The organism is Pseudomonas sp. ERMR1:02, from assembly GCF_002277815.1.
Taxonomy (GTDB): domain Bacteria; phylum Pseudomonadota; class Gammaproteobacteria; order Pseudomonadales; family Pseudomonadaceae; genus Aquipseudomonas.
In genome coordinates, this window is record NZ_NKJI01000002.1 from 448,732 (window position 1) to 473,365 (window position 24,634).

Below are 24,634 nucleotides of genomic sequence, written 5' to 3' on the forward strand. Positions count from 1 at the left end.
GGCGCTTGCGAACTGTGTGCAGTTTGATCGGTCAAGTAAAAGCGATACCAGTTGCTCGAATAAGTTGGGCAGCGAGTTGGTTGGGGATTAAGTGAAAATAAGATCCCACTCACGCGCCAGCAAAACGCGGCACGCTTCCACGGAACCACCGAAACAGCGTTGCGATACCGTTTGCATATTGGCTTCAGTAGCGTATGTGATTACTTCGCCTCGCTCATCAAATAAAACGCCGCCCGCTCCTCTCAAGAGTGCGTGGCCCGCGACAACGTCATGTGCAGAAACCGGATAAAGAGAAACGCCACAGACCCCCTCCCCGACGGAGACTTTGGCGAGTCTGTAGGCAATTGATGGCATTGCTACAAAAGTGCTAGGTTGGCAGAGCTTGCTATTAAGTTCAGGCTTATAGATTGCAGCGGCACTGACCATCACGAACTCGTCGCTCGACAACGTTTTGGTAGTAAGCCGTGACGTGACCGACTGTCCATTGCGGCTCACCTCGGCCATCCCTTCTGCCCAAGCAATGCAATCAGGCGTTCCCTCAACGGTGACGGGGGCATACACCACACCTAATACCGGCGACTGTTTGTGCAATAGACCGATGGAAAGGGATGAGCCTTTGAGCCCCTTGAGAAAATCTGCCGTCCCGTCGTTCGGGTCAACGACCCAGCACCATGGGTGGCCCGTCAGAAGATGTCCGGTCTCTTCTCCCCAGAAGTCGCAAGGAAGCAGCTTCAGTAGGTGATGATGTAAGAACTGTTCGATTTCTTCGTCTACGGCGGCCTTTTCACCTTGACCCCGAGGTCCGTCCACTCTCGCCCACTCGGCAATCAGTAGCTCGCCGGCGCGAATAACGACCTCAATGGTCTGAGTGAGCAATCGTTCAAGGTTGGGGTTTGCACGAAATGGGAGGCCCTAGGGTTCGGTGAGGTAATGCAATTGACCTCGACCTTAAGGCAACGCGAATTGCCCCTTAGTCGTCTAATAAACTGTTAGCCAAACTGGCAACATCGCCTTTCAAAATCTGATTACTCTTCTCCCTCTTTCCGCAAGATTCGATGGACTTCGCACTCAATCTACGCCCGCAATGACTGTTGATGCTTGATAAACCTACTCGCAGTGAGGGGATTTCGCTGCCATTAAGACTCTGTCCGTTTTTGGGTTAGGGGTCGTAGAGTCAGGCTTTTCAAACTGTGCGCCCTGTTTTTTCATCCTGTACTAGCAGGCAAGCCGCTTTCCCTTTCTGGGTGATGACGAACGCGTCTGCCATTGCGCAACCAATACCAGCAGACGGCGGCGAGCCTGGCTTTTACTATAAGTGGTGCGCATGGCTAATACCCCTGACCAGATCTCGGATAGTGTAGCCTTTTATTCCATTCTGCTACCTCAGCGCACCGACGGCACCACCCAACAGATGAGGGTGGGCACAGCGCTCGCAGGCCGGTAACACTTGGAATTCCAAGCGTTATCAAGAGAAATCTGTAGTCGCGCCTAGAATCCTAGGAACTCTCTCAATGAAGTGTTTGGTGGCAAGCGGGTTGCCGGCCAAGACCTACAACACCAAGGCCGTTGCCAAGCTTTATCAGGAGCGCTGGGAGATCGAGTCGGGTTTCAGGGACATCAAGAGTTCGATGCAGCAGAACGCAATGACCTTGCGCAGTAAAAAAGTCGAGCTGAAGGTGCCCATACCAAGTGGTTTACTCATTCGACTCTGATGAGCTGATAAAGGCCCGCGCAGAATGGGCAGCGGAACTCGACAGGGATCGGAGTGGGTATGCCGAGCTATTCCAGCAGGTTTATGGGAGTGACCGGTGAGCCCTGCCTAGGATGTTAAGCGGCTGGGCGCCACCTGCGCCCCGTTCCTCGCGGTTGTAATCCGCGATCACCATTGACTTGTTTCCCACTCACTATCCATAGCCGCCCAGACGCATAAAAACCCCGGCCATGGCCGGGTTTTTGCGGTGGATAGCCTGAATTGGGTTTCACATAGCTGCTCGCAGCCTTGCGATTGACTGCAGCATTTGTCATCCCCCTCCATGCATGCGTAGGAAATTCAGCAACTGCTCGTGCCGTAGGTCCGCCTCCAACGCTGGCGCAGCGGTTCGGATGGCTTCCAGACACTTGGAAAGATCGGTGGGTGGCCACTGGGTTTGCTCACCAATCAACAGGCTCAAAAAATCCAAGGCGTGTTCAGGGAAAATCCTGCAAAGGTCCGCTTTATGAAGCATACGCACCGCGGTGTCTGGATGACCCAATGGCTGTAACCACGCACGAAGCATCTCCATAGCCGCAGGGAATGCACCGCCTGCCGCTACGCACAAACGAGACAGGGTTTCGGCAATTACCGGTGTCATAACGTCCTGGCCTTTCGGCCAGAGGTTGTTGATAAAGGGGGTCACCCGGTTCGCCCAATAGACCGCACGTTGATCGCCCGCTCCTTCCAGAGCATTAACCAACGCATTTGCGGCGTACCGCAATCCTTCTGGAGGAAGTGCGCGGACAGCGCCAGCAAGCTCGGAGGACGTGAATGTATCGCCCGGATCCAGTGCGGCATAGGTCAAAAGTGAGGCGTATTGCACACGATGTTTGCCCAACGCTTCATAGTGACGAGAGGAATCCAGAAACGAGCCCTTCAGCACCTCCATCAGAGGGCGGTATAGGCGGGGCGACCACAAAAACCCCTCCCAAGCTGCGCGAGCTTCATGCTCAGAGAGCTGCCATTCAAAGTGAGGCAGCAAGTGTTCCGTGGCCCAGTCACGGTCAACCCGGAACAATGCAATAACATGGGCCGCAAGCAAGACACGCCCATGCCGATATTTTTCAATCCTGCCATCGCAGAGTTCCGTAAAGGTGGGCTTAAGCTCGACAGACAACCCCTGCCCGTCCTCCAGTGACTGCCGGTACCACCATTGGAGCAGCGCCTCAGTGACTTGCCCCACGGGATGATTGATGGCTCGTCCAACGGGGTCGTCCGTCTCACTGCCGTCGCGGTTGTGCAATTCCAGGACGCGATGCCCGAGCGTGAAGAATTCCTCCTCGTGCCCAACAAAGGTTTTAGCGATGGTTCTCAGCCAGGAGCTCACACCTGAGTTAGTGACGCCATGGCCTCATCCGGTGCCCCAGCCAATACGGGTGCCATATAACGCCAGGCGCGTGAGACGTGCTTGCCCTCAGACCATGCCTGCAGCGCCTCGCGCCAGCGGCTTGCCGGCCAAAAATTCTCTTGCGCCAGGGCCCACAGGGCGCAGGCAGTAGTTGCAAAGTTGTCGCGGCAACGCTCCCGCCAATCATCCTGCTGGAAGTAATCTGCGTCTGGATGTTGCTTTAGCCATTGGATCAATTCACCGCGTCGGCGTGGTGTGGCAGTGAACTTTCGCCAGTCATCGTCGCTTCCGCTCCAGTATGGAAACTCATCGCTTTGATCTTGCGGCAACTCCCACTCCGGGTACTGCCGGCCGAGCGCATCCAGGCGCTCCTGCGCAACCGCGCTCAACGTGGCGCCGGCGCCGGCGACCTTAGCCAGCCGCTGCCATACCTCCCTATCCAGAACACGAGCCAGCCGGTCGGGATCGGCACCGTCATTAAACATCGTGAGAGACGGGCCGGCAAGAATGGCGCGTTCAAGCTCCAGGACCATCCCAGGATCGCCCTTCTCCGCCAGGGCAACGAGCAAGCGTGTGGATTCACGCTCAGTCTCCAACGACCAAAGCCACCAGTGGTCATCCGCTAATAGCCAGTCAAGGGCACGGCGACTGCCTATGACATCACCTTTCGTTGCAGCAAAAAAAGCCAAGCGCTTGAAAAGAGGATATTGGATGGTCCACCAGAGCTCCGCCTCGAGGGCTGCGCGCTCTGGCGAAACCGCAGCCGTGGCCAGCCAGGCATCCCGCGCCAGCTCGATGAGCGCTGTCCAGTCGTTGTAGTCGTTGTTCTGTGGGTGCACATCGATCGATGGCTGCTGCGTGTACGAGTTGTCACGCCTGTCATCAGCGCCCCCCAGTTCCCTCATCAGGTCAAGCGCGTCCCGCAACAGGCCCGTGAAATCGGTGAGAAGGCCGGGCAGTGCTCCTTGCCAGCGCTCGATACTGGAAAGATCCTTCAGGTTGGAATGGACGTCATCCGCCATCAGGACGATCTCCCATTCAACCAAATCCTTGAGTTGTTGTTGCTCTTGGCCTTCTCCATCCTCGGCGGAGGAGCCGTACGGCGCACGCAACGAAATACGTGGTGACAGTAATTCCCTGAACTCCAGACGCAGGGACGATGTAAGCCCATCACGATTGAATCGGTTTCGCCAACGGTATAAATCGAGTGCCCGCGGACTGACTTTGACGCGGCCACCGAGCAGCAGCCGCCAAAGCGTACGCATCAGAGGCCCGGGTACCGCATTGGGAGCACCGGCTCGCATGCGGGCCAGTTCGTCGGTTTTACCTTCGCGCTCGAGGGTGGCCAGCTGTTCTAAGCTGTGCTCAATCCCTGAGGCAAAATTGACGTGCAAACGGCCGCCCCAATTGATGAGCCAAAGCAACAATGCCGGGTCATCCAGGTGGCGAGTCAGCCACCGCGCCAAATGCCCCATCACCGGATCCCACAGACCGATGACACCATCGCTTTCTACCACGCTCATGAATGGGGCCAGCGGGTAAGGCAAGGGCCTGCGTATCAAGCTGAAAGCCAACTTTTTATCCAAGCGGGTATTCGGAGGAACGCCATACCGGGCAAGGTCGATATGGCCGAAGCGAGCCTCACTCAACGGCGTTAGCCAATCCAGCGAAGGCACCGGCTCCAAATCGGCAAAGCGCTTGGCAGGCAGGCCGTGACGGTCACTCAACGCCCAAAGCATGCGACCCACGAAATCGTCCTCCCTGGTACTTGCCAGAGGGCGAGCAATCGCGCTTTCAACGACGATGCGCTCCTTGCCGCGCACGCCGTCGCGGTAGGTTTCCGCCCATGCCTGCAGGGTCTTGTGCAGGTACGCATGACGGCGGTGTTCCTTGTAGAGGATCGGTGTGACGTTCTTGGCCTCCCACTCGTTGGCGCGATCTTCCTCCTCGCCTTGAGAGTAACTGCCAAACGCGAACATCTCCGGGGACGATTCGCCAAGCAGGCGGTCGGCAGCCAGAGCATCCATCATGTAACGAAGAACGGGGTCGGTGATGCTATAACCCACGAAACAAACGGTGTAATTGCGGAACAGCTCGCTCACGAATCCCGCGGCCCATCGCTCAGTGAGGTACGCCAGGCCAAAATCACCGCTGGAAATCACTAGGCGATCCAGTTCACTCGCTGTGGGGGCCTCGCTCAGTAGGCCGTGAAGATACACCACCCCGTCCCAACGATTTTTTGGTACGGGTAACAGGGGCGCTTGGAAGACGTGGACCGGAAACGTCGCCGCGGGAGTCACCTCTTCGAACAAACGGTCGAAGTTTGTAGTGATCAACCGCGTGCGCCCATCGCGAGTCCTGCCCAGGTTCAACAGGGCCTTGTGGGTTGCGGTTGCCTTGGGCGAGCTCAGGTCTGGCGTGAGAATGCTCGCCATAGTCCGCCGAACTCTCTCACGCCCGACTACAGCCTCCAGCAGTCCGACGGCGGTGTCGTATTGCTTGGACTTGATTGCCAGTTTCTGCACCCCACTCGCATTCGGCTCAAGGCGCCGATACAACTCCTCCACGAGGCCGCGGAACCCTGGCAAGCGTGCGGGGTAGGAGATGCCTGCCCCACAGAAGAACACCACTCGCCCCTCTTCATGCGCCTGCAGCAAACGTTCGGGAATGTAGGGGCCATTTTGGACGAATTGCGGCATTCAGCGGGTCTCGATAAGGGACGGGGAATGGTTGAGGTCAGGCGGAGAGGGCCAACAAGTCAAATGACTAGAAGCTGCTTGATGTCGTCATCGTTCAACATGAAAACCGGCGATCCATCTTCAGACCCTGGTGCTCCCATTAGGGCGAGGCCAGCATACATATCCCTCGATAAGGCAAAGCCTTGCTGAGCGGTCGGCGGTGTGAATTCGCCCTTGAACTCCAAGCCAGCACGCTCGTAGAACGGAACCAAATCGTGTCTGCAAAGCAGGCAAGTGCCTTGCGAATAGTTCACTACGCCATTCAGCAATTGACTACCAAGGCCATGCCCCCTGTAGGGCTCGAACACAAAGATTTTGTGGCAGTAACGTGGCATGGAGGGAACCTGGTGCACGAAGAACATGGCATAGCCATAGAGTCGGGTGTCTTCATGGCTCACTACAATCTTGAGGTGGCCTGCGCGGTAGCACTCTTCAAGGATCCCGACCACGTGACGAATCGCCCGCACTGTCTGGGCTTCTGAGAACCCCATGAAGTGCATAGCGAGCCCGGGTTGCCCCAATAAATCAGACAAAATCCCTTTCGCATCATTCTCAAGAATCGTCGGAAGAAAGGTCTCAATGATGTCTTGTGGGGCCTCTTGTAGCTGGGTCATAGTCGTTCCCTGTCAGTTTTCTCGGACGTAAACATGGACGTCCTTCTCGCTGATGAGATTATTCGATTCTGCTCAAAAATGCCGAGTAAACCGTACGCCCATACCAAAATGCCCCTTGCCCACAGCGGCGCCCACAAAGAGAAACGAAATGTCCCACGCTCAGGACCCGCTTCAAAGCCTGCTCGGCTTCCAGGAGGCTCTAACTGCTGGTTTGATCCAGCCACGCCTCAGCTCTCTGTTCCCTGACCTGATCGTTTTACACGACGATGCAGACGGCACCCCCCGATCCACCTACGCCCTGATGGAAGGGAAGGTAGTCAAGGCCGTCGCTGTGTACTTCCTAGAGAAGTCCGTGGGCAACACTCCCTATTTTGACATCGGCTATGCAGTTGCCGAGCCCTATCGACAGAAAGGCAACGCGCACGCAGTAGTCGAAAAGAGCCTGACCCAGCTCCAGCACGAAACACGGGGCAAAGTTCTCAAGCTGTACGTCGAGGCCATTGTGCCGAACTCGAACATTGCATCCCAGAAGGTCGCAGCCCGAGCCCTCTCTACCTCCCCCACCGAAATTGTGGACGGCGTTTCGGGTCTGCCTTCCCAGCAATATCTTCGGATTTTCGAGGTTTGAGGGTAGTTTTAGCCAAAGGCACCTTCCTCGTTCAGAGCTCAGGTGCCGATAATCCAACCCGGATTTAGTTGAAGGATTCGTCGCGCTCGAGGCAAGCCGTATCCAGGGACGAGTCCGCGACCGATCTGGCCAGCTTTTCGTTCCGCTAGTGGCCGGGACTTCTGCGGTGAGCGCCAGCGTATTGTTGTCGGAATGGGTGAGGATTGCCCTAGGATCTGACTGCGGCTCAGCATCAGGATCAGGATCAAAGTTTAGCCTTATGTTACGCAGGGCTTTGAATCGATTGAGCAACTCAATAAGCGTCTCGGCAAATACTAAGTAGGGATCGGCATCGCCCAGGATTCTGCTTGACACCATATACCCATCAAAATAGTCGCCAGACTCCTTCTCGTTCGCTTCTGACACCATCTGCACAATTCCAGCCTCGCCGTCATACCCTTTGCAATACGGGTAGAAATGCAGAAACCCTTTCATATTTCTGCTGAAAAGCAGTGCCGCCATTGGAGACTTTTTAGCAGAGCCTGATGGTAACAGTGCGTATTGGAGTCGATCTTCGAGCAGTTTGATGGCATCGTCGATAAGAGGAAGAACGACGCTGTCTTTGCGCGCTGTCAATGGAGTGCGCTTGGTTCGCGAGTGAAAACCGATCGACAACACGATGAGGTAGGCATCAGCCATGGTCACCAGCGGTAATAGCGCGTCACTGACGAATCGCCGAGGGGTCCGGTCAAACCGGTAGGGATTGAAAGATGACAGCGCACTCTCGAAAGCATGCTTGAATTGGGGGGTTGCTACCGTGCACATTTGCTGTGTATGCCCCAACGTATCATCTTGCTCGTGGTCGACGTACGTTTGAAAGCTGTCGATGATCGCCTGGTAGCTAAACTTGAGGTCCAGCAGGCGATTGTCTTCCAGCATTCCCTTTATTGCCCCGATGATTCGCTCTTCATCACACGTTTTTACCACCGTTATCTGATAACAATTCAGCGCTGGTACCAGGTCTCCGACGACACCGAGTTTTTTACCGTATTGGCCACCACTTTTGCGCGGGTAAATTTCATCCGCTGGGCTGACCTGGTTACCGTTGCGTAAAGCGATTGGGTTATCTGTCATGGGAATACCTCCGGAGCATTCGTTCAGCCTGGCCGTTCGGGTTCAAAGCTTATTCTACTCGATCGCTGAAATTGCGCAGGGGGCACCTGCCCGCGAATTTTGAGTGGACGCCATCGCTACCTATACGGCGAATTTGCCTCTCACATTTGTCAGCATTGGGTCGTTCGTTAGCGGCCATGGCCACGAGGTCTGCGGTCATATCCGATGCAAATGACTGGTCAGACGGAATGCTGGGCGGGCGAGTCGGTGCAATTACCCACGACGCTTTGATGATGACTAGTTAAGGTTGTAACCATGCGACCTGGTCAACAGGATTTCCTTCCAATGGCTCTCGCGGGCATCAATTTCCCCCGGCATCGCGTGCAGGTCTGCGATCTCCAGCAATGAGAATCGCAGATCTTTTTCGCGTTCGGGTGGAGCATCAATACCAAACTCCCGCTTCAGCGCCACGTTGTGGCCATGGCTGGTCGTCGAATACGTACACCAGCGCCCCCAGATACCTGTCTCCCCGTCGGCCTTGCCCACGTAGAGCTTGCCGGTATGGGTATCGGTGATGAGGTAGATACCCTTGACGCTCGAAAGGGCTGAGCGCCAGGAATCAACGTTCTGCTGGACCACCACATCGAGTTGGCTTTTGGTCAGGTTGACCTTTTTGAAGCCAGGGAAATGGCCAATGCTGAGGCGTTCGGCCAGCAGTTCAGTCACTGCCAAGTCCTCTGCCAGGGTTTGACCATACGGGTAGGAGTTACGTTTGGTGTAGCTGCTGCTCAGATACAGCCGCCCTACCCACTCTTCGGCCGCCGGCACACGCTCCAGGGTGTAGATGTAGTCAGGCTTCGGGCCGTCTCTTTCGACACAATCCATTGTCCGAAACAGACCCGCAAACAACCAGCGGGTTGGACTGCCCGCTTGAATCAGCGAAACCACGTAGGGCAGCTTAAAATTGCGGTTGCTTTGCCGACTCTGCCATACGTCGAAGCCTCCCTGTATGAACACGTCGAGCGGATGATCCTCGCCGTTGTACCTGGCCAGGTGGACCTTGGCCCGTTCCGGAGAAAACGTCGGCTCCCACAGTTTCAATAGATCGAACAGCTTCAATGCAACGCTCCCCAGGTAGTCAGGATCGCGAGTGTATTCGTTGTAGGTGAGGTGTGCATCGACGGCTTGCGCTCTGCCCGGAGCTGGTAATATAAGCGTGATAATGGCGAGTTGCCCACAGGCTTTGGCGGCGGCTTTTACGGTCAAGCTGATTTCTTGAGGCGCTCCGGACCCTTTACTAACTGACCATGGGAATCCGCTGGATCATCTGCCCGCCATTGACGCGCGGGCTCGGCGGTAATGGGGCGCAGTTTTCGCGTCCGTGAAAATGAGGGGGCAATTACGATGGACCGCGAAAAGCCAGATTATCAAGAGGTCTTCGCCCGCGTACTCCAACCGACCGTTTGGAAGGATCGCGCGACGACCATGTTTAGCGGCTTTCAGGATCGACTGCCCAAGTTTGGTCAGTACGTGCTGACGGGGCCAGGACCGGCGCCGCTGATCAATCAGATCGGCTACGTCGTGCAGATCCGACGCCGCCAAGGCATCTTCGGGTCTGATATCTACCTGTTGCGCCACTGCAGCGGTGAATTGGTGCAGCACTCCAATAATATGTACCTGCCACTGACGCCCGAAGAGAGCGACGCGGTGTTGCCGTGTTTTGGCGAAGTGAAGCCGAGCGCTGAAGGAGAAAACCCAGTCTATGGCCTCGGCGATGCCAGCACCCGCACTGCCGGGTTCTTGATCGATCCACCCGAGGGCTTTGAGACGCGAGGTGGCGATGCGGATGACCACCACCAGTGCTGATGGTAGCAAGACCCTCACTGACACCGTATTTCTGTAGAAAATTCGCACCCGGAACACTCAAGCCCTGCCGTAAAACGTGGGGCTTTGGCAGTAGCGGAATTCTACTTTTGGAGCTCCGCTGTTCAACCTTCATGACATAAGGGCACCGCATGAGCAATAAGCAGATCACCGTCCCATCTGAATATGCCTGAGTCCGTGTTGGGTCTGATCGAGCATAGCATTCGCGAGATCGGCAAGACCTACCAGGGAGCCAAGAGCAACCAAGACGATGAAGAGATCACTGCGTTCCGAGCTATGGCTCGGCAGCTCGGGAACGATTTCGAGGTTCTGTCAGTCGATGATGGTTTCGCGATTACTCGGCATGTGTACAAGCCGGTCGAGTAATTTAGACGAGGTCGCTCCGGCTCGCCGGAGCTTCTAGGACAAGGAAAGAACAGTGAACATCTGCACAGGCTGGCTACATGGAACACCTTCTACCATCAATCAGTGGACCTTGACTGGCCGTGGCGTTCTAAAGGGGCGCTCACCGCTCCACAAAGGCTTATTTTTCACGAGAAATCGTGAGTTCGCTGTGGGGAGCGCTGGAGGGCCCGATGCTAGTCCCAACGTGTATCAGGCAACTCTTAAACCGGGGGCGCATGTGCTTGATATCTCTGACCCAGGAGTGACGTGTACACCGCAGGAGTCGGAGCGTCTGCGTCAGCTTGTTGTAAGCCGCCGTCCGGGCAAGGGCAATATCCAAGCAGAGTACCAGCCCTACTGGGAAGGTGGCTGGAGGACAGGCGAGATCATGAAGTATGCAGTTAGGCCCGGAGATCTGCAGATGGCACAGATGGCGCATCTCGCTCTTTATCAGCGTGAAACCGCTGCTGGCCTGCTTGCCTGGAATCTACTTCAGCAGACGACGCGGGACTGCATCGAAGATATCGTCGATGCTTCAATTGCAGCTGGCTATCAAGCTGTTGCTGGCAACGAACGGCAGTACGGGGTGACTTATCCGATCTTGATCGTGCTCGATCCGAACATTCTGTCATCCCCAGTGAAGGTCTGACCCTACCCAGGTACACACCAGGCCCGACCGTCAAACGTTGGGCCAAAATTGTAGGTGAGCATCAAGGCGGCATTGCGGGCCGTTGAAAACCGATAGGATTTGTGTTCAAGGAGGTAGGAGCAACGTGACATCCGTATTGTTCATCCAATCAGTGATATGGGCTCTGTGCGCAACAGCACTTGGGATTTCGTACTGGAACTATTCACGCTACGTTGAGGCGAAGCGGGACCCTGAAAAATCCAGGCGCAATCTCCAAATCGCTTTGTACGCGAGAAGCGATGCAGGCATCGGAGAAGCCGAGTTTTCGAAGATTGAAAGCGCCCACTATCGTCCTTACCAGATGCGCTCCAAAGTTGCGCTGCTCGTAGGCCTGAGCTTTACGGTTGCAGCTCTGGCTCACCTGCTCACATAGCCGCGAGTACCCTCCGACTGGACCTCAAACCGATCCAGTGAACGAGACTTCGGCGGCGCATTTTTCAACGCATCTCTAGCCGATGCGCGGGGCCAGTGGAAGCGGCAAACTCGAGCGCGGTTGCCTGTCGTGGCAGATCTCGGACGTGTAGATGGATGGGTTGTTGCATCGGTGACCGGATAAATCTGAAGCTGATGAATCAAGCTGCCCCCAAGCCATCGTGGCTAAGGGGGCTACCGAAGTGTTCGCCTTATCCGGGGGTATGCCAAAACAGCCGACCCCCAGGTCGAAAGCCCGACGCCTTTACCCCACCGCTGCGAACGTTCCCAGTCCATGCTCTCAGGCGGCGGGTCGCTCGAAGCTACCGAGGTAACGCTGCGTATTACCTGTGACGTACTCGCCCATCGTGCGGTTTATCAGGTTTTCAACATTAAGGATCTTGGCCGCATCCTCCGTGATGAATCCGAATGGGATAGGCACCGGAGACAACGTCGGCAAAACCAAATGGTAAATCACGACCGCGCATTTTCCCTGAATGACCATCGCCTCAAGCGGCGCCAGTTGCTCTGACTCTACAAAGCCGCACAGAAGCAGTCTGGCATTGTTGCAGTCGCCTTTTGCGCGCTTGATCGCCGGCCAATCATCGCTGGCAGAAACAGGGATCAAAATCTTAGCGTCGAAAACAGGTTTTCCATCATTCCCGCCTCCCTTGCTTTTTGTTTTTGAGAGATCAGAAAATGCACTGCAAATCTGGGCATGCCTGGCCGAGCGGCCCCAGAGCTCGTGAGAGGCCGGAGCCAGCCAGGACAGGCTAATCGGGGCGGCTTGCGGTTCACCCTGAAGCGCTTTCTGATGTTTGCGCAGCACCGAAGAAACTCTATGCCAGTTTTGCTGTAATTGAAGCGATCCAAAAAGTCGCAGCCCGGAAGACTCTCTAACCTGTGCAACGGCACTTGCGCTGTTGTACAGAGCAGAAAGGTCCAGCCCATTTGAAGACATAAAGTCATAGGCGTCCGAATCTCCCAAGATGTCGGCGAGCTGAAGAACCTGATTGAGGTTTCCTCTACCCAGCATGCGGCCCAGCTGCTCCGTACGCTGACGCATATAGATCTCGTTTTCGCGCAGGCCTTCCTTCGCGACAAAGCGTATCTGCCGAGAGTCGGCATCAATGCTTACACGCTCTTCTATCTTTTCCCAGCCATCCCTTACTTTTTGAACGCCTGCGACCTTGTAGAGCTCCGGCGGCCCCCCATCCTGCGCCTGCCCGCCCAGGTGACCAGCGCGATAAATGTCGTAAATTTGACGCATGAACGCACCGACGGCCTTAGCACCGGACTCGGAAAGCGTATCGCTTGGCGCCTGCAATTCCAGGCAACGTTTGGAGTCGGCATCTCCAAGGCTTTTTCCAAGGCAAGTAAACGACAGGAGCTCAAACACGAACATCTGCTCGCGCTCTTCCTTGCGCTTCACAATCGGTGACTCATGGTTGCTGGCAAACAAGCCACGGCCTTTATCGGTCAGCTCTATTCGCCCATCAGGACGCGTTTTAAGCTCCCCCGTTTGTAGAAACGGTGTGATTGCAAAACTGAGCTCTTGAGCCGTAAACCCGAAATAATTGGCGATTTCAGCTGGCAGCAGCGCCGAAATTTTTAGCAGCCGCAGAAGAAATTCCGGTACGACTGGCAGGCCCCCTTTGTCCACAAGGGTGTACTCAATACGGAACTGTTGCGCGGGCACCACGACGTCCAGCTCGAATAGAACAACTGGGTTAAGCTCCATCAGACAACCCTCCTGGCCGGCGTCACTGGTTTGATGCAGTAGTTGATCGTGTCCTGTTTCGTCTGGATAAAGCTGGCTACCTGACCCAATGGAAGCCTCGCGTTCCTGCCGCTCCACATTTCAAACTGCCTACGATGACCAACCGCTCCATCGCGCGTGACATCGCGACGTTGATACGATTCGGGGTCGCCAAAAAGCCAGGTGATTGATCCGCTTTGGCCCGAGTCAGGGAGACTATGATGATGTTGTTTTCTTTACCCTGATAACTATCGACGGTCTCAATTTTTACCAGCTTGCGGAACTCCTCCGACCAGATTTTCTCGGCAAATCTCTTTCTCACTAGTTTTCGCTGATCGAGATACATGCAGATGACCCCGATTGGAGGTTCTTGCGACTCGGCCATCTCCATAGCCATGCCCGCGCAAAATTCGGTGTCCTCTGCGATTTCTTCTAGCAGCCGTATGATCGCATCCGCTTCAGCATTGTTAGACAGGCTCAGCGTGCCGCTGTCGTAGGCTTTCTTGCCTAACTCGCTGGTGTCGATCCAGGTCACCACATGGGACAGGCACTCAGGAACCTTTTGTGAAAAATAGGTAGGACTTGGTCTGTAACCGTTCTCAAGGTCGATGTCATAAAAGATCTCGTTAACCAGATCGCCAATCGCTGGAAGCATTCGATATTGCGTATTGAGCGTCGCTCGAGTGGCACGCCCATACTGGGAATGGAACACTCGCTCAAAGTCGCTGCGCATGACCTGCTGGAATTCAGCTGAGCTGGTGGTAATGCCCAGGGAACGGGCAATAGCTACCTTATGTTCTTCCTCATACGTAGGACGCAGCTGGTTGTGGTCGCCGACTAGCAGGACCCGAGAGCCCACCTGCATGGCGATCGCCAATTCACTCGGCGCCGATCGAGCAGCCTCGTCGATGATGACCCAATCAAAATGGGTTTCTGCAAGCTTGAGATGTTGCAGTCCGATACCCACGCAGGTGCCGCAAACCAATGTCCTGGACCGCATGAGGAACTCATCATAATTGGCCCTGTTGCTCGACAGGCGCTCAACGTACTCATGAGAAAGTTGGATCAGGTCAAGGCAGTGTTTAAATTCCGGAGGCCGCACGCCATGAACCGTTTGGACGTGATCATAGATGCGCTCCAGCAATTCTTGGGGTGAGCTTTCGCCCTCACCCAGCTCGCCAAGAAACAAGCTGGCATTAAGATTCAGCTCGCCCATCAGAGAGGACTTCAGCGCTTGCAAAGCCATTCGATCTGCTCCGTTTCCCTGAGCGCGCAAAATTTCCTCGTCCAGCTTTTTCAACGATCGGACCAAGTGAAACACTCGCTGATTCACATCGACCATCGTCTGGGCAAAAGCCTTACTTAAACCTAACGACGAAGCCATGAAGCCCACGCGCTCCTTAAGTTCAGCGCTAAACCCATTTCTCTGGCGGTCGACGATATTGCGAGAATAAACGTCCAGTAGCTCCTCAGAGACAACCTGGTCACGGTTACTGAAACGCACAACGTTCAGCTCGGTGTCCAGTCGACGGCAGTGCGCGCGGATCCGTTCTGCTGCAGTATTGACAGCTTCATGAGATTGGCTGACAAGGAGGATATTTCGCACCCCGACCTTGCTGATCAGATAATGGATGAAGGCCGCGATGAACTCTGTCTTACCTGTTCCCGGAGGCCCCTGCAAAAGGCCCACTGGGCCTGTAGTGATAAGCTGCGTAAATGCGGCACGCTGGGCCTCATTCAGTCCGATGACCGTGCCACTTGCAGTAGTGCGTTCGTACACTGCAAAGTCTGCATCGCTGGGCTCTTCTGCATACCCCCTTGGTGCCAGTTTGCATTTTTCGTCGAAGTAATCCATCAAATCTGGCAGCACTGACTGCCGGTTCAAAATCCGCTCCATCGCACCACGACGACGCGTCATTGATGTCTTATTTTGCCGGCTTTGGAGGAACAATTGAGAGTCAGCCTGTACGCGTTTCGAACGACTGGAGGCAAGCACGTAGACTGCATCACGCACGCTCATGCCCAGGTTGATCTCACCGATATCAATATCCTTCTCCCCGTCTCTGAGGATCAGTCGGATGTTGTCACCCGCCTCAAAACTCTCAAGGGCCTTCGCATCCATGGCGTAGGGAATCAAAAGTCCTACGCCATCCTTGTGGAAGTGTGGTTCCTCGGAAACACGGAAAGAGGGCTGGGCCTCAAGTTCAGTAGAGGTGATGGTTTTCCATATCTGACTGACAGGGAAACTGCGAACTTTCACAGCTTCTAGCTGCGCCTCATCTATGGCCAGTCCGTTGTCCTCGTCCTCACCAGTAATCGAGTCCGCTACGCTTTCACCGTCCTGAATCGCCGCTTGCTTACGCACTTCAGCGTCATGCACCTGCGCGGCGAGATTTAAAAACGCCTCGTCTTTTGCCAGAAGCTTGGTCAGCTCATAGACATTGACGCTGGTACCGCCCGAAATGCTGAACCGTGCCTCTATGTGGTGGTTTGCCTGACGCGCCAGATAGGCGGGAACCCGCATCTCCTGATTGGCCCTGAACGCATTTACAAACTGCTTGGAAGCAGGATTGAACTCGGTCAGTAACTGCCCGCCGATACCTGCGAACGTCACCTCCAAGGCTTTGGTGGGGGCTTTTTGGTCGGGTTTCACGACAACGAATACTTTCCCGTTGTCAGGTAGGATCTCAAATGCATCGCCACTTCTGTTTCTAAGGACGACAGAGACGATTTCAATGGTTTTTGCAGGCGTGAAAGCAGCTTCCAGAGCATCCTTGAAACGCTCCAGGGAAAGAAAGCCGGATTCAGTATCCATCTCGTGGGCGACGGCCGCCCTCAGGGCGGGAATGTCCTTTTGCGACGGCACGTCCCAGTCCATGTCCAGGAGCTCAAACACCATTCTCATCACAGCAAAGTTGTCTCGCTCTGCTGGGGTGCAGTTTTCCAATACGGGGCTGTAGCGGGTGTTGACCGGTGACGCGCCTGAAGCCGAGAAATCCGGACAGTCGAGCAGGTAGACTTGGGTATTTTCGGGAGCGGAATCGACATTGACTTTGACGTTGTGTGGATGCAGATCGCCGTGGCTCAATTGCTGGCCGTGCAACCCGTCAACTGCCTCGATTAGCCCGTGGGCGACGACGATACGGGTCTCAACTGACAACCCCTTCAGCTCATCCCAGTGCTCACCGTCGATATGCTCCTGGGCCAGGAATGGGTTACCGCTGCGGTCGTAACCAAAGTGTTCAATTTTTGGCAGAAAGGCGAAACCGCTTCCTTTCAGCTGTTCTAGGACTTCAAAGAAAGCCATCAACATCGGCCCTTGGCCGTCCTTGGGATCCCGGGCATTGATCGACGGCCACGATTTCACGACCAGGGCGCCGGATCGATAAATCAATTTCTCTGCCGTGTCGGCGATAGGGTCATCGTCCTCCCGGTAAGCGGAACTCAGCCGTAGATCGGTAGAGAAAACGTCCAGCTGCCGGTCATCAAACTCAAAACTGGCAGAGTTGTCCGGTGTAGACTCGCTCAATGCCTGTTGAAATGCACCGGCATGAGCGAACCGCTCCTTTGGATCATTCTGCAATGCTTGCACGAGGACGTTTGCAGGCCACTCTTCTGATGACTCAACCTGAGCTTGAATACTTGCAACGTAGGCGACATCGAGCTTCAGAGGCATTGGCCGGGCCTGAAGCAGATGCCAACCCATCAGCCCGAGCGCGAAGACATCACGACAAAATGGCGTACTGCCTTCCATCGCAGTGTCCAGGTCTTCAGGGAGCGCAATAGCACCGATGCTTAGCAGTGTACGCAAATCGCCGAGAGTACCGACAGGCTGGTAATAGGCGCTGATGAAATTGGAAAGAGCGAGCGATGACGATGGAGAGAACCACACGCTGTGGTCACCCAGATCACGATGAGCAATGTTGAATCCATGCAGCCCGGCAAATTGGGCCAGAAGAATTTTGAAAAGCTGGACACGCTCAAGCGCAGTCATCCGCTCCACAAAACGGTTGATGAACTCGTTCAGGCGGTAATGCCCGTCCGGCATTTCAAGCAATTCGGCATATTGCTCGGTGATACTGTCGGGGCTGGCATTACGCTTAGGGCGAGCACAGCGATTCATCAATTCCTGATCGCGCAGACGGAGGTAGACCATGACATCCCTCTCGCGCGACAGGATTCGGTATCGTCCTTCAGTCGTTCGAGCACGGGTGTCATCGAGCTTCGAAAAGTCCCAGAGCCGGACCATGGCACGGTCATCCTTGTTATGGATATTGACCGCGTCGTACTCTCGGTAGACTTCTGTGGGGTGTGTGAACACCGCTTGAGACTGCGCACGATAGTCATCGACAACAAGCTCTTTGGGCTTGACCGTGCCTTCATTAATGATGCCATCGAAGAAGCCGAAATGCTCGTTCAAGCCGATATTCGAGCGCGCGTTGAATCGGTCCTTAAACCGCTTAGGGTCGGCCGTTTCCAGGAAGTCGTCCAGCAGCATGACATGCTGCATCTCGACCTCAGGTAGATTCAGGGTGCATTTTCCGGTGAGCACAATGCAGAAGTCGATCCAGGGCTCTTTCCCGTTAGGCAGCCGAGACTTTAGGCCCTTGATTCGTTTCCTCAGCTCAAAGGTTTTCCGACGGGTTTTGTCTACCGGCGAGACTTCTGTTTCCTTCCCGTCTTGGTGCCATTTACCGCCGTGGTTTGTGATCTCGCCGCGCCAATGCTTAAGCTCGACAACAAGAACGAGGCTATGGGTGACGATGACAAGGTCAAACTCCCCATCAGAGCCCCGCGAGTTCGCAAAACGAAAGCCTGCGTAGCCGCGCCAAGGCCATACACCGTGGTCTGCCTCGGGTTTCTTCAGTTGTTTTAGAACGTCAAACGACTTCCCTTTCGTGGAGCCTGCCCCCGGCTCCGGGGGCAGCTCTTTGGGCCCAAATGCTTTGGCCATCTTGTCGATAGCGTCGATCTCAAAAGAAAGGAGACCTCCTTCCCAATAGCGTACGTCCATGTAATCCCCGAACTTTTTTATAATGGAGTCAATCTGCCATACGTTAAGGGAAATGGTGGCGCATTGAAATGTAAGATCGGGTAATTTAGCGATTTTGGATCCGGTTTTTTTGAGATCCGCCCAACCCACAGTTTTCGCTTTCTAGGACTTACATCGACTCGACCCGCGCTCAAAGCTCGGCGTCGTGCCGATGTCGAAGGCTAACTGCGCCAAGATCCCTTCACTCCCCAGTGACGGGCTAAGTGATCGCTAAATCCGGCAGCTGTCGGCCAAAAGCGGACCGTAAAAAAGGCAATTATCAGCTTCAATTTCAGTGTAAACCCCTGCAAGCCCTCGCGACAGGCAGCAGTCAACCCATACCAGCCGAATGACAACGCCGTTCGCCACGGAACAAGAAGCTTGAGGCAGACGCGCGTCATGTACATTGATAACACGCCGTACCGGCTTGGCCCTGAGCATCGTCCTGCGTCATCGGCTTTTCGCATTGTGGAAGCTGCTTCTCCCATTGCCGAAATTGAATCTAGGCTACGCGTGTTCGAATCAATATTGAGATTGGCTCATGACCCGAAAAATAGCTCTTCTAGTTAAGGTGTTTGATAAGGAGGAATACGCTGATGCATTCATTCAAACAGGAGAGATGTTCTGTAAAACGATTGGGCAGTTCAAACGGATAGAGGGTGATGTCGCACGAGGCGACCAATTTGAGGCGCCTTCGGATTGGCATCAACCTGACCGCATATCTCTGACGATTTCATTTAGAACGCCGGACGGGGAGGAGAAATCCTTTCCAATAGAAGGGCTGGCCGGCCCGCTAGTGATGCAGAGCACAGCGCACGATCGTCTGAATGCTTTCTGTATGTACGCTGTTACCGTACCGGACTTCGAGGAATCGTATGAAACAGAAGAGGAGCGACTGTGCGTGGTCGAGAAAATCAATTCAATGTTGAAGATACACGCAACGCTAGGCGAGGAAATGCTTTCGCTTGGAGAGCATGCCGTTCTAATCATCAAGGTCGCGGATTTCATCGATAAAGTAAGCAAAGCCGCCAAGTCGGAGGGCTATTCGTCTTGGCGAGGCCTTGTCGATTATTTTGATCCCGAGACCTTTCACGGCAGTTTCGGAGTGGTTGAGTCCGTTTTTAAAAAGCGAAACATCTACTCCTATCAAAAAGAGTTCAGATTTGTTTTCGACTCAAGCAAACCCGAGGGAGAGAAAACTCTTCATGTCGGTCCTCTGGATGGAATTGCTTTCAAGCTCAAAACCAGCGAAATCAACAGCAAGTTTGATATGAAGCTCGCCGAGGATCAACACGCCAACGGGGACTCAATTGAGTAGCAGTTTGCTGCTTTGCAGCGGGTGCTGAGACATGCCTAAAACAAGGCCAGCGAGTTGCATGGAAGAAGTCGTTTCTTCGGCGACAGCTTCTGGCCGTCTTCAGCCCTTTACGACAGGCAACAATCGGCCATAAGCGGCCTCTGAAGATCGTCCGCAATTATCGTGCACTGAAGATTGAGGCTCCTCGCCGCGATTGGTGGTGCCAGGTGTCATTCGGAAGTGAATCGCCCCCCAACACTCGTTGGCGCCCCCGCGCTGCAAGTCGTCCTTTACCCGCGTTATTCCCGTAGCATACCCATGAAAAAATAGGTACAGCCTGCAACGCGTATGGAATGTGAATGCAGGCGACAGGCGATCTGCTACTGTCGAACTTTGCGACTCATTTGCCAAGGACCGCACGCATGCACCTTTCTAAGGTTTCCCTCGTTAATTACAGGAATTTCGAATTCGCGAAATTCGTGTTTAAACCGGGTGTTAACACGATTATCGGGGAAAACGGTTCTGGAAAGAGCAATCTGTTCAGAGCTATTAGACTGCTCCTTGACTCCAATATCTACAGGGCGGCACACGAGCTCTCTGAGGGCGACTTCTTCAGAAAGAAGACCTCATGGAAAGGACATTGGATAGTCATCAGCCTCGAGTTTGATGACATTAGCACCGACGAATCCCTTCAATCGTTGTTTGTCCATCACGGTGCAATTGTCTCCGGAAACGCGATTAAAAAGGCCACGTACAACCTGATTTTCCGTCCGAACTCGTACATCAGAACTAAACTGTCAGCACTCTCAGCGGGTGACAAAGCCGGACTCGCTACTTTGCAAGAATCAATGACCATTAACGACTATGAAGTTTGGTTTACAGGACGAAGCGACGTCGATTTCACTGACCCAGCGCGTTATCGGGAGATCGTCGGTGACTTCGACGCCGTCTGGTTTCCCGCTCTCGACTCGAAGCTGATCGGTAGCAAGATTCCTCACCAGCTTTCGGTTGCCAAGGAGGTTTCGTTCACTTTCGTCAAAGCGTTGAGGGATGTGGTGTCCGACTTCAACGGTAACCGTCAAAACCCGCTTCTTAACTTGCTGACACGCAAAAGCCAAGAAATTGACAAAACCAAATATGAGACCATAACCAATACCGTAAAAACATTAAACTTAGATATTGAGGCACTCCAAGATGTTCAAGATGTCAGGGGTGATATTAGGGCGACAATAAGCGAAACCGCCGGTGACGCATACGCTCCGGCGAGTCTCCATATCAGATCGGATTTACCAAGCGAAGCAGAGAAACTACTTCAATCATTGAAACTTTTTGTCGGCGAAACAGATGAGAATTACGCTGGGGACATTTCAGAGCTGAGCTTGGGCGGCGCCAACCTCATCTATCTGACTCTGAAACTTCTGGAGTTCAAGTATCAAAAACAACGTGAAACCGCCGCCAACTTTCTATTGGTAGAAGAGCCAGAAGCCCATATTCATACACACATTCAGAAAACCTTGTTTGACAATATAAACTACAGCAACACCCAGATCATTTATTCGACTCACTCGACCCAAATAGCAGAAGTCAGTAACATCGAAAGCGTGAATATCCTTGCCCGTAAGGGTGTCCGTTGCGAATCCTACCAACCTTCAGTTTCACTCACACATCCAGAAATTGTCCATCTTCAACGCTACCTTGATGCGACACGTAGCAGCCTCTTATTCGCACGCGGAGTTATATTGATTGAGGGCGATGCCGAGGAGTTTATGATTCCGGCTTTAGTGAAGAAGGTGATCGGCGTGAGCCTCGACGAGCTGGGCATAAGCTTGATTAATATCCGTAGTACAGGCTTTGAAAACATTGCCTGCGTATTCCACCCCTCTCGGATCCGTCGCAGGTGCAGTATCGTTACTGATCTGGACATGGCTATCACTGGGACTGACATACTTGAGACTGACAGTAGCTTCGTTAGGGCATATAAGTTGAAAGTAGCGGGATCAGCAGAATCAGGCCGTACGAGAAGGACACGTCTGGAAAATTTCGGCCGAGACAACCCCTACCTGAATACGTACTACGCACAACATACCTTTGAAGTCGATTTCCTGATGGCTGACAACACCCATGAGGTTAAAAGCGTTGTCGACCGTGTTTATACTGACCTGCCTACGCGTAACACCGCGAAAATCGAACTAGAGGATGCTGAGATTGGGGTGGCTGGAAAAAGAATCCTGACGATGGCCAATCACCTCGGCAAAGGTTGGTTCGCCATATTGTTAGCGGACAGTATTACCCGGGCGACGAATATTCCTGAGTACATTCTCGAGTCTGTCTTAGGCGCATGTGAAGAACTGCCGCACAAGACAAAAATCAAGATATTGAAGTATCGAATCGTTACCCTGACCACAGAAGATTACTATGAGGAATTTTATAACTACGCCCTTCAAGCTAAGGAGTTATTAGTCCAGTATGAGGCAGGCAGCCTGTCGTTTTCCACTTTGACGGACTCACTTGGCGATCTGCTAAGTGAGGACTCAGTCTTAGCAACTTTCTTGGGCATTTAAAATGATGGACCTTTCAAGTGCGGGCCTTGACGACAAACAGCTTGCGGCCATCAACCATCCGGGCAGCGTGTTTTTAACGGCATGCCCGGGAAGCGGAAAAACAAAAACGCTTACCTATAAAGTTGCCACAGAGCTCTGGAAAATTGATGACCACCGCAAATTCGTCGTAGCCATCACCTATACTCATCGGGCTGCAGATGAAATCCTTGAACGCGTGGAGCGTCTGGGCCTAGTAACTGCACAACTCTGGATAGGTACAATACACTCGTTTTGCCTGGAATGGATTATCCGGCCTTACGCGATCTATGAGCCCCGCTTGGAGAGCGGATTCACAATCATCAATCAGCCGGATGCAGAGGCATTACTGGAGGAGCTTTGCAAGTCTACAAACTATCCAAAAATAAAAACGTATGACTGTGGCTATCACTTTATTGACGGAAAAATAGCGCTTTTATGCTCTGATATCAAAAAGCACGCAAACGTGCGCGATGTTTTAAGGCGCTACTTTGCAATTTTGAAGCAAGAAAGGAAAATTGATTTTGAGCTGATTCTGTTTTTTGCGCACAAATTAATTTCCAGTTTTCCTCTGATCGCCAAGAATCTTAGCAACTTGTTTAGTATCGTATTGCTCGATGAGTATCAAGACACTAAAGAAATACAATATCTCATTTTGTTCTGTATATTTTCTTCCCGCCCTGACCAGACACGAGCATTTATTGTGGGCGATCAAGATCAAGCCATTTTTAATAGCCTCGGTGGATATGCCATCGCGTTCGATGATTTTAAACAAAAATCGCTCCTTTCAATTGAGAGCCTCTCGCTTTCCTACAATTACCGCTCATCGACAAAAATCGTTAAGTATTTTACCAACTATAGATTGCACCCCGGGCCGATAACCGCCTGTTCCGAGCATAAGGAGTATCACAGTGTGGTTTGCTATGACCGCACGATCTCTGCGAACCATCTGGAGGACGAGGTTGAGCGGTTGATTCGCCATAGCCTGTATGAGCAAAGGATTCGCCCGGAGGAAATTTGCATTATCGGTCCGCAGTGGCAGTCATTGGCAGCCATGACCCGGCGGTTAATGAGCAGGCTTCCTGAATGTAGTTTCGATGGTCCAGGCATGATTCCATTTGGAAGGGAACTTGACAATTTTTGGTATAAAGTAAGCCGTATATGTTTATCAGATCCTGCACCGGACATGTATCTGAGAAGGGTTCGTTGGGCTACAGAGGTGGTAGATGCGCTCGCTGACGAGGGAATCAAGTGCGGTCACACTCCGAAAAGCCTGTTGAAGGAGCTTAACGCTATTCAACTCACCGAACAGAACGGGATGCAATATCTCGAACAGTACTTCCAGAAATTTCTTGAGCTGATTCGAATACCTTTACTTGATACTTATCCAAGTCTACACAATCATTATCTATCGTTTTTTGAGACTGCCCATAAAAAGATAGCGCGCGCCAAAAGTGACGGTTTAGAGTTGATCGAGGGTATTGATAACTTTAAGCGAGCTTTTCGGCCTAGGTCGGGCATTACAATTTCAACAATTCATGGCATCAAAGGCGCTGAGTTTGACAATGTGATCGCTTTTTCCCTGCTCGAGGGCTTGGTTCCGCACTGGGCAGATCCCAAGCCGCTCGACAGCGCAAAAAAGCTACTTTATGTAATTTGTTCTAGGGCTCGGAAGAATCTTTTTTTGATATCTGAGACAGCGCGAGGAAAAGCGGGCACTAGCGAACTGGTAAAGACTAATTACTTATATGACACCGTGCCATAAGATTGAGCTGATCGATTGCTGCCCCACGCTAGGGTAGCGAAGAAAAAGTGGCGGAATTCCCGCGCAGCCTGTTGAGAGGGGCTGCTTTTGGCCGACAGCTGCCTGCCATGATAGGCGGCAGATGGACAGACGCTGACGTTCGCGGGTATCTGCTCTGCCGGCCCTTTGTCACTTCAGTGTCAGACCCAACGACGCTTTACTACAGAGTCCGGCCATCCTGATAGAATCGATCAGGTTATAGATAACACCCTTCTGAGAAATGGTATGAATACGGAATTGATGGAAGATGAGATGCGCCGGGCGCTATTCGGTGATTCGGAGCCCTCTGCGCCGGCAATTAACTCAGGCGTGCAGGACACAGTCCCGGATGTTGTGATCGTGCAACCGGTGAAGGCAGCGAGGAAACAAGCAGTCTCAAAAGGCTTCACACCTAGGTTGAGAGTTACGCTCCGTGTGGGAAACGAATTTGAAGGCGAGATGCACGAGCTGGTGCATGAGGCCGATACGCTGAGCTCCCTAGTTGCAGAACAAGAAGCTACTAAGACGGCCAGAAAAAAATTCAGGTTTGTGGAAGCGGTCTCGGTCAAATCGATGTAGGTGGGTACAGTGGCAGCGCTGTGCAGCGGGGGAGGATACGTCCTGGTATGCAACTTAAAACAATTCCT

At 53.4% G+C, this 24,634-nt stretch carries 15 protein-coding genes and 1 pseudogene; 8 read left to right on the top strand and 8 right to left on the bottom strand.

Features of this window, described 5'->3' with window-relative positions; genetic code table 11:
* Positions 1 to 87: 87 nt before the first annotated feature.
* Positions 88 to 876, bottom strand: a complete 789-nt coding sequence (locus tag CES87_RS05670; protein WP_128605309.1) for an inositol monophosphatase family protein — start codon at positions 874 to 876, stop codon at positions 88 to 90.
* Between the two features lie 653 nt (positions 877 to 1,529).
* Here CES87_RS05670 and CES87_RS05675 point away from each other — a divergent pair.
* Positions 1,530 to 1,703: pseudogene (locus CES87_RS05675) on the top strand (transposase); the annotation flags it as partial.
* Between the two features lie 318 nt (positions 1,704 to 2,021).
* Here CES87_RS05675 and CES87_RS32885 read toward each other — a convergent pair.
* From CES87_RS32885 to CES87_RS05695, 5 genes are all read right to left on the bottom strand, one after another.
* The gene (locus CES87_RS32885) at positions 2,022 to 3,080 is read right to left on the bottom strand and encodes a hypothetical protein (RefSeq protein ID WP_256590827.1); all 1,059 of its coding nucleotides are present in this window, start codon (positions 3,078 to 3,080) and stop codon (positions 2,022 to 2,024) included.
* Positions 3,077 to 5,800 (bottom strand): SIR2 family protein, encoded by a 2,724-nt coding sequence (locus tag CES87_RS05680; protein ID WP_256590828.1) that lies wholly within the window; start codon positions 5,798 to 5,800, stop codon positions 3,077 to 3,079. Before CES87_RS05680 ends, CES87_RS32885 begins: the two co-directional genes overlap by 4 nt.
* A gap of 59 nt (positions 5,801 to 5,859) precedes the next feature.
* Complete coding sequence (locus CES87_RS05685) at positions 5,860 to 6,453, bottom strand: GNAT family N-acetyltransferase (protein WP_128605310.1); 594 nt, start codon at positions 6,451 to 6,453, stop codon at positions 5,860 to 5,862.
* 340 nt (positions 6,454 to 6,793) lie between these two features.
* On the bottom strand, positions 6,794 to 8,194 hold the full coding sequence (locus CES87_RS05690; RefSeq protein WP_128605311.1) for a hypothetical protein: 1,401 nt from the start codon (positions 8,192 to 8,194) through the stop codon (positions 6,794 to 6,796).
* A 276-nt stretch (positions 8,195 to 8,470) separates the two neighbouring features.
* Positions 8,471 to 9,439, bottom strand: coding sequence for a GIY-YIG nuclease family protein (locus tag CES87_RS05695; RefSeq protein ID WP_256590829.1), 969 nt, complete (start codon positions 9,437 to 9,439; stop codon positions 8,471 to 8,473).
* A gap of 138 nt (positions 9,440 to 9,577) precedes the next feature.
* Here CES87_RS05695 and CES87_RS05700 point away from each other — a divergent pair, with 138 nt between their 5' ends.
* The 3 genes from CES87_RS05700 (at position 9,578) to CES87_RS05710 (ending at position 11,090) form a co-directional block, all read left to right on the top strand.
* Positions 9,578 to 10,039, top strand: a complete 462-nt coding sequence (locus CES87_RS05700; RefSeq protein ID WP_128605312.1) for a hypothetical protein — start codon at positions 9,578 to 9,580, stop codon at positions 10,037 to 10,039.
* A gap of 198 nt (positions 10,040 to 10,237) precedes the next feature.
* Positions 10,238 to 10,423, top strand: a complete 186-nt coding sequence (locus CES87_RS05705) for a hypothetical protein (protein ID WP_128605313.1) — start codon at positions 10,238 to 10,240, stop codon at positions 10,421 to 10,423.
* 52 nt (positions 10,424 to 10,475) lie between these two features.
* A complete protein-coding gene (locus CES87_RS05710) occupies positions 10,476 to 11,090 on the top strand; it encodes a hypothetical protein (protein ID WP_128605314.1) in 615 nt (204 codons plus the stop codon).
* 751 nt (positions 11,091 to 11,841) lie between these two features.
* Here the strand turns inward: CES87_RS05710 and CES87_RS05715 are convergent.
* Positions 11,842 to 13,281 (bottom strand): hypothetical protein, encoded by a 1,440-nt coding sequence (locus CES87_RS05715; RefSeq protein ID WP_128605315.1) that lies wholly within the window; start codon positions 13,279 to 13,281, stop codon positions 11,842 to 11,844.
* 76 nt (positions 13,282 to 13,357) lie between these two features.
* Positions 13,358 to 18,313 carry an AAA domain-containing protein gene (locus tag CES87_RS05720; RefSeq protein ID WP_256590830.1) on the bottom strand — a complete coding sequence of 1,652 codons (4,956 nt, stop codon included), beginning with the start codon at positions 18,311 to 18,313 and terminating at the stop codon, positions 13,358 to 13,360.
* A 559-nt stretch (positions 18,314 to 18,872) separates the two neighbouring features.
* Between CES87_RS05720 and CES87_RS05725 the strand changes: the two genes are divergently transcribed.
* The 4 genes from CES87_RS05725 (at position 18,873) to CES87_RS05740 (ending at position 24,566) form a co-directional block, all read left to right on the top strand.
* Positions 18,873 to 19,649, top strand: a complete 777-nt coding sequence (locus tag CES87_RS05725) for a hypothetical protein (RefSeq protein WP_128605316.1) — start codon at positions 18,873 to 18,875, stop codon at positions 19,647 to 19,649.
* 401 nt (positions 19,650 to 20,050) lie between these two features.
* Entirely contained in the window at positions 20,051 to 22,189 is a 2,139-nt protein-coding gene (locus tag CES87_RS05730) for an ATP-dependent endonuclease (RefSeq protein WP_256590831.1), read from the top strand.
* Position 22,190: 1 nt separating this feature from the next.
* Positions 22,191 to 23,969, top strand: a complete 1,779-nt coding sequence (locus CES87_RS05735) for a UvrD-helicase domain-containing protein (RefSeq protein WP_128605318.1) — start codon at positions 22,191 to 22,193, stop codon at positions 23,967 to 23,969.
* Between the two features lie 264 nt (positions 23,970 to 24,233).
* Positions 24,234 to 24,566: a hypothetical protein gene (locus CES87_RS05740; RefSeq protein WP_128605319.1), complete on the top strand. Its 333-nt coding sequence runs from the start codon at positions 24,234 to 24,236 to the stop codon at positions 24,564 to 24,566.
* The last annotated feature ends 68 nt before the right edge of the window (positions 24,567 to 24,634 follow it).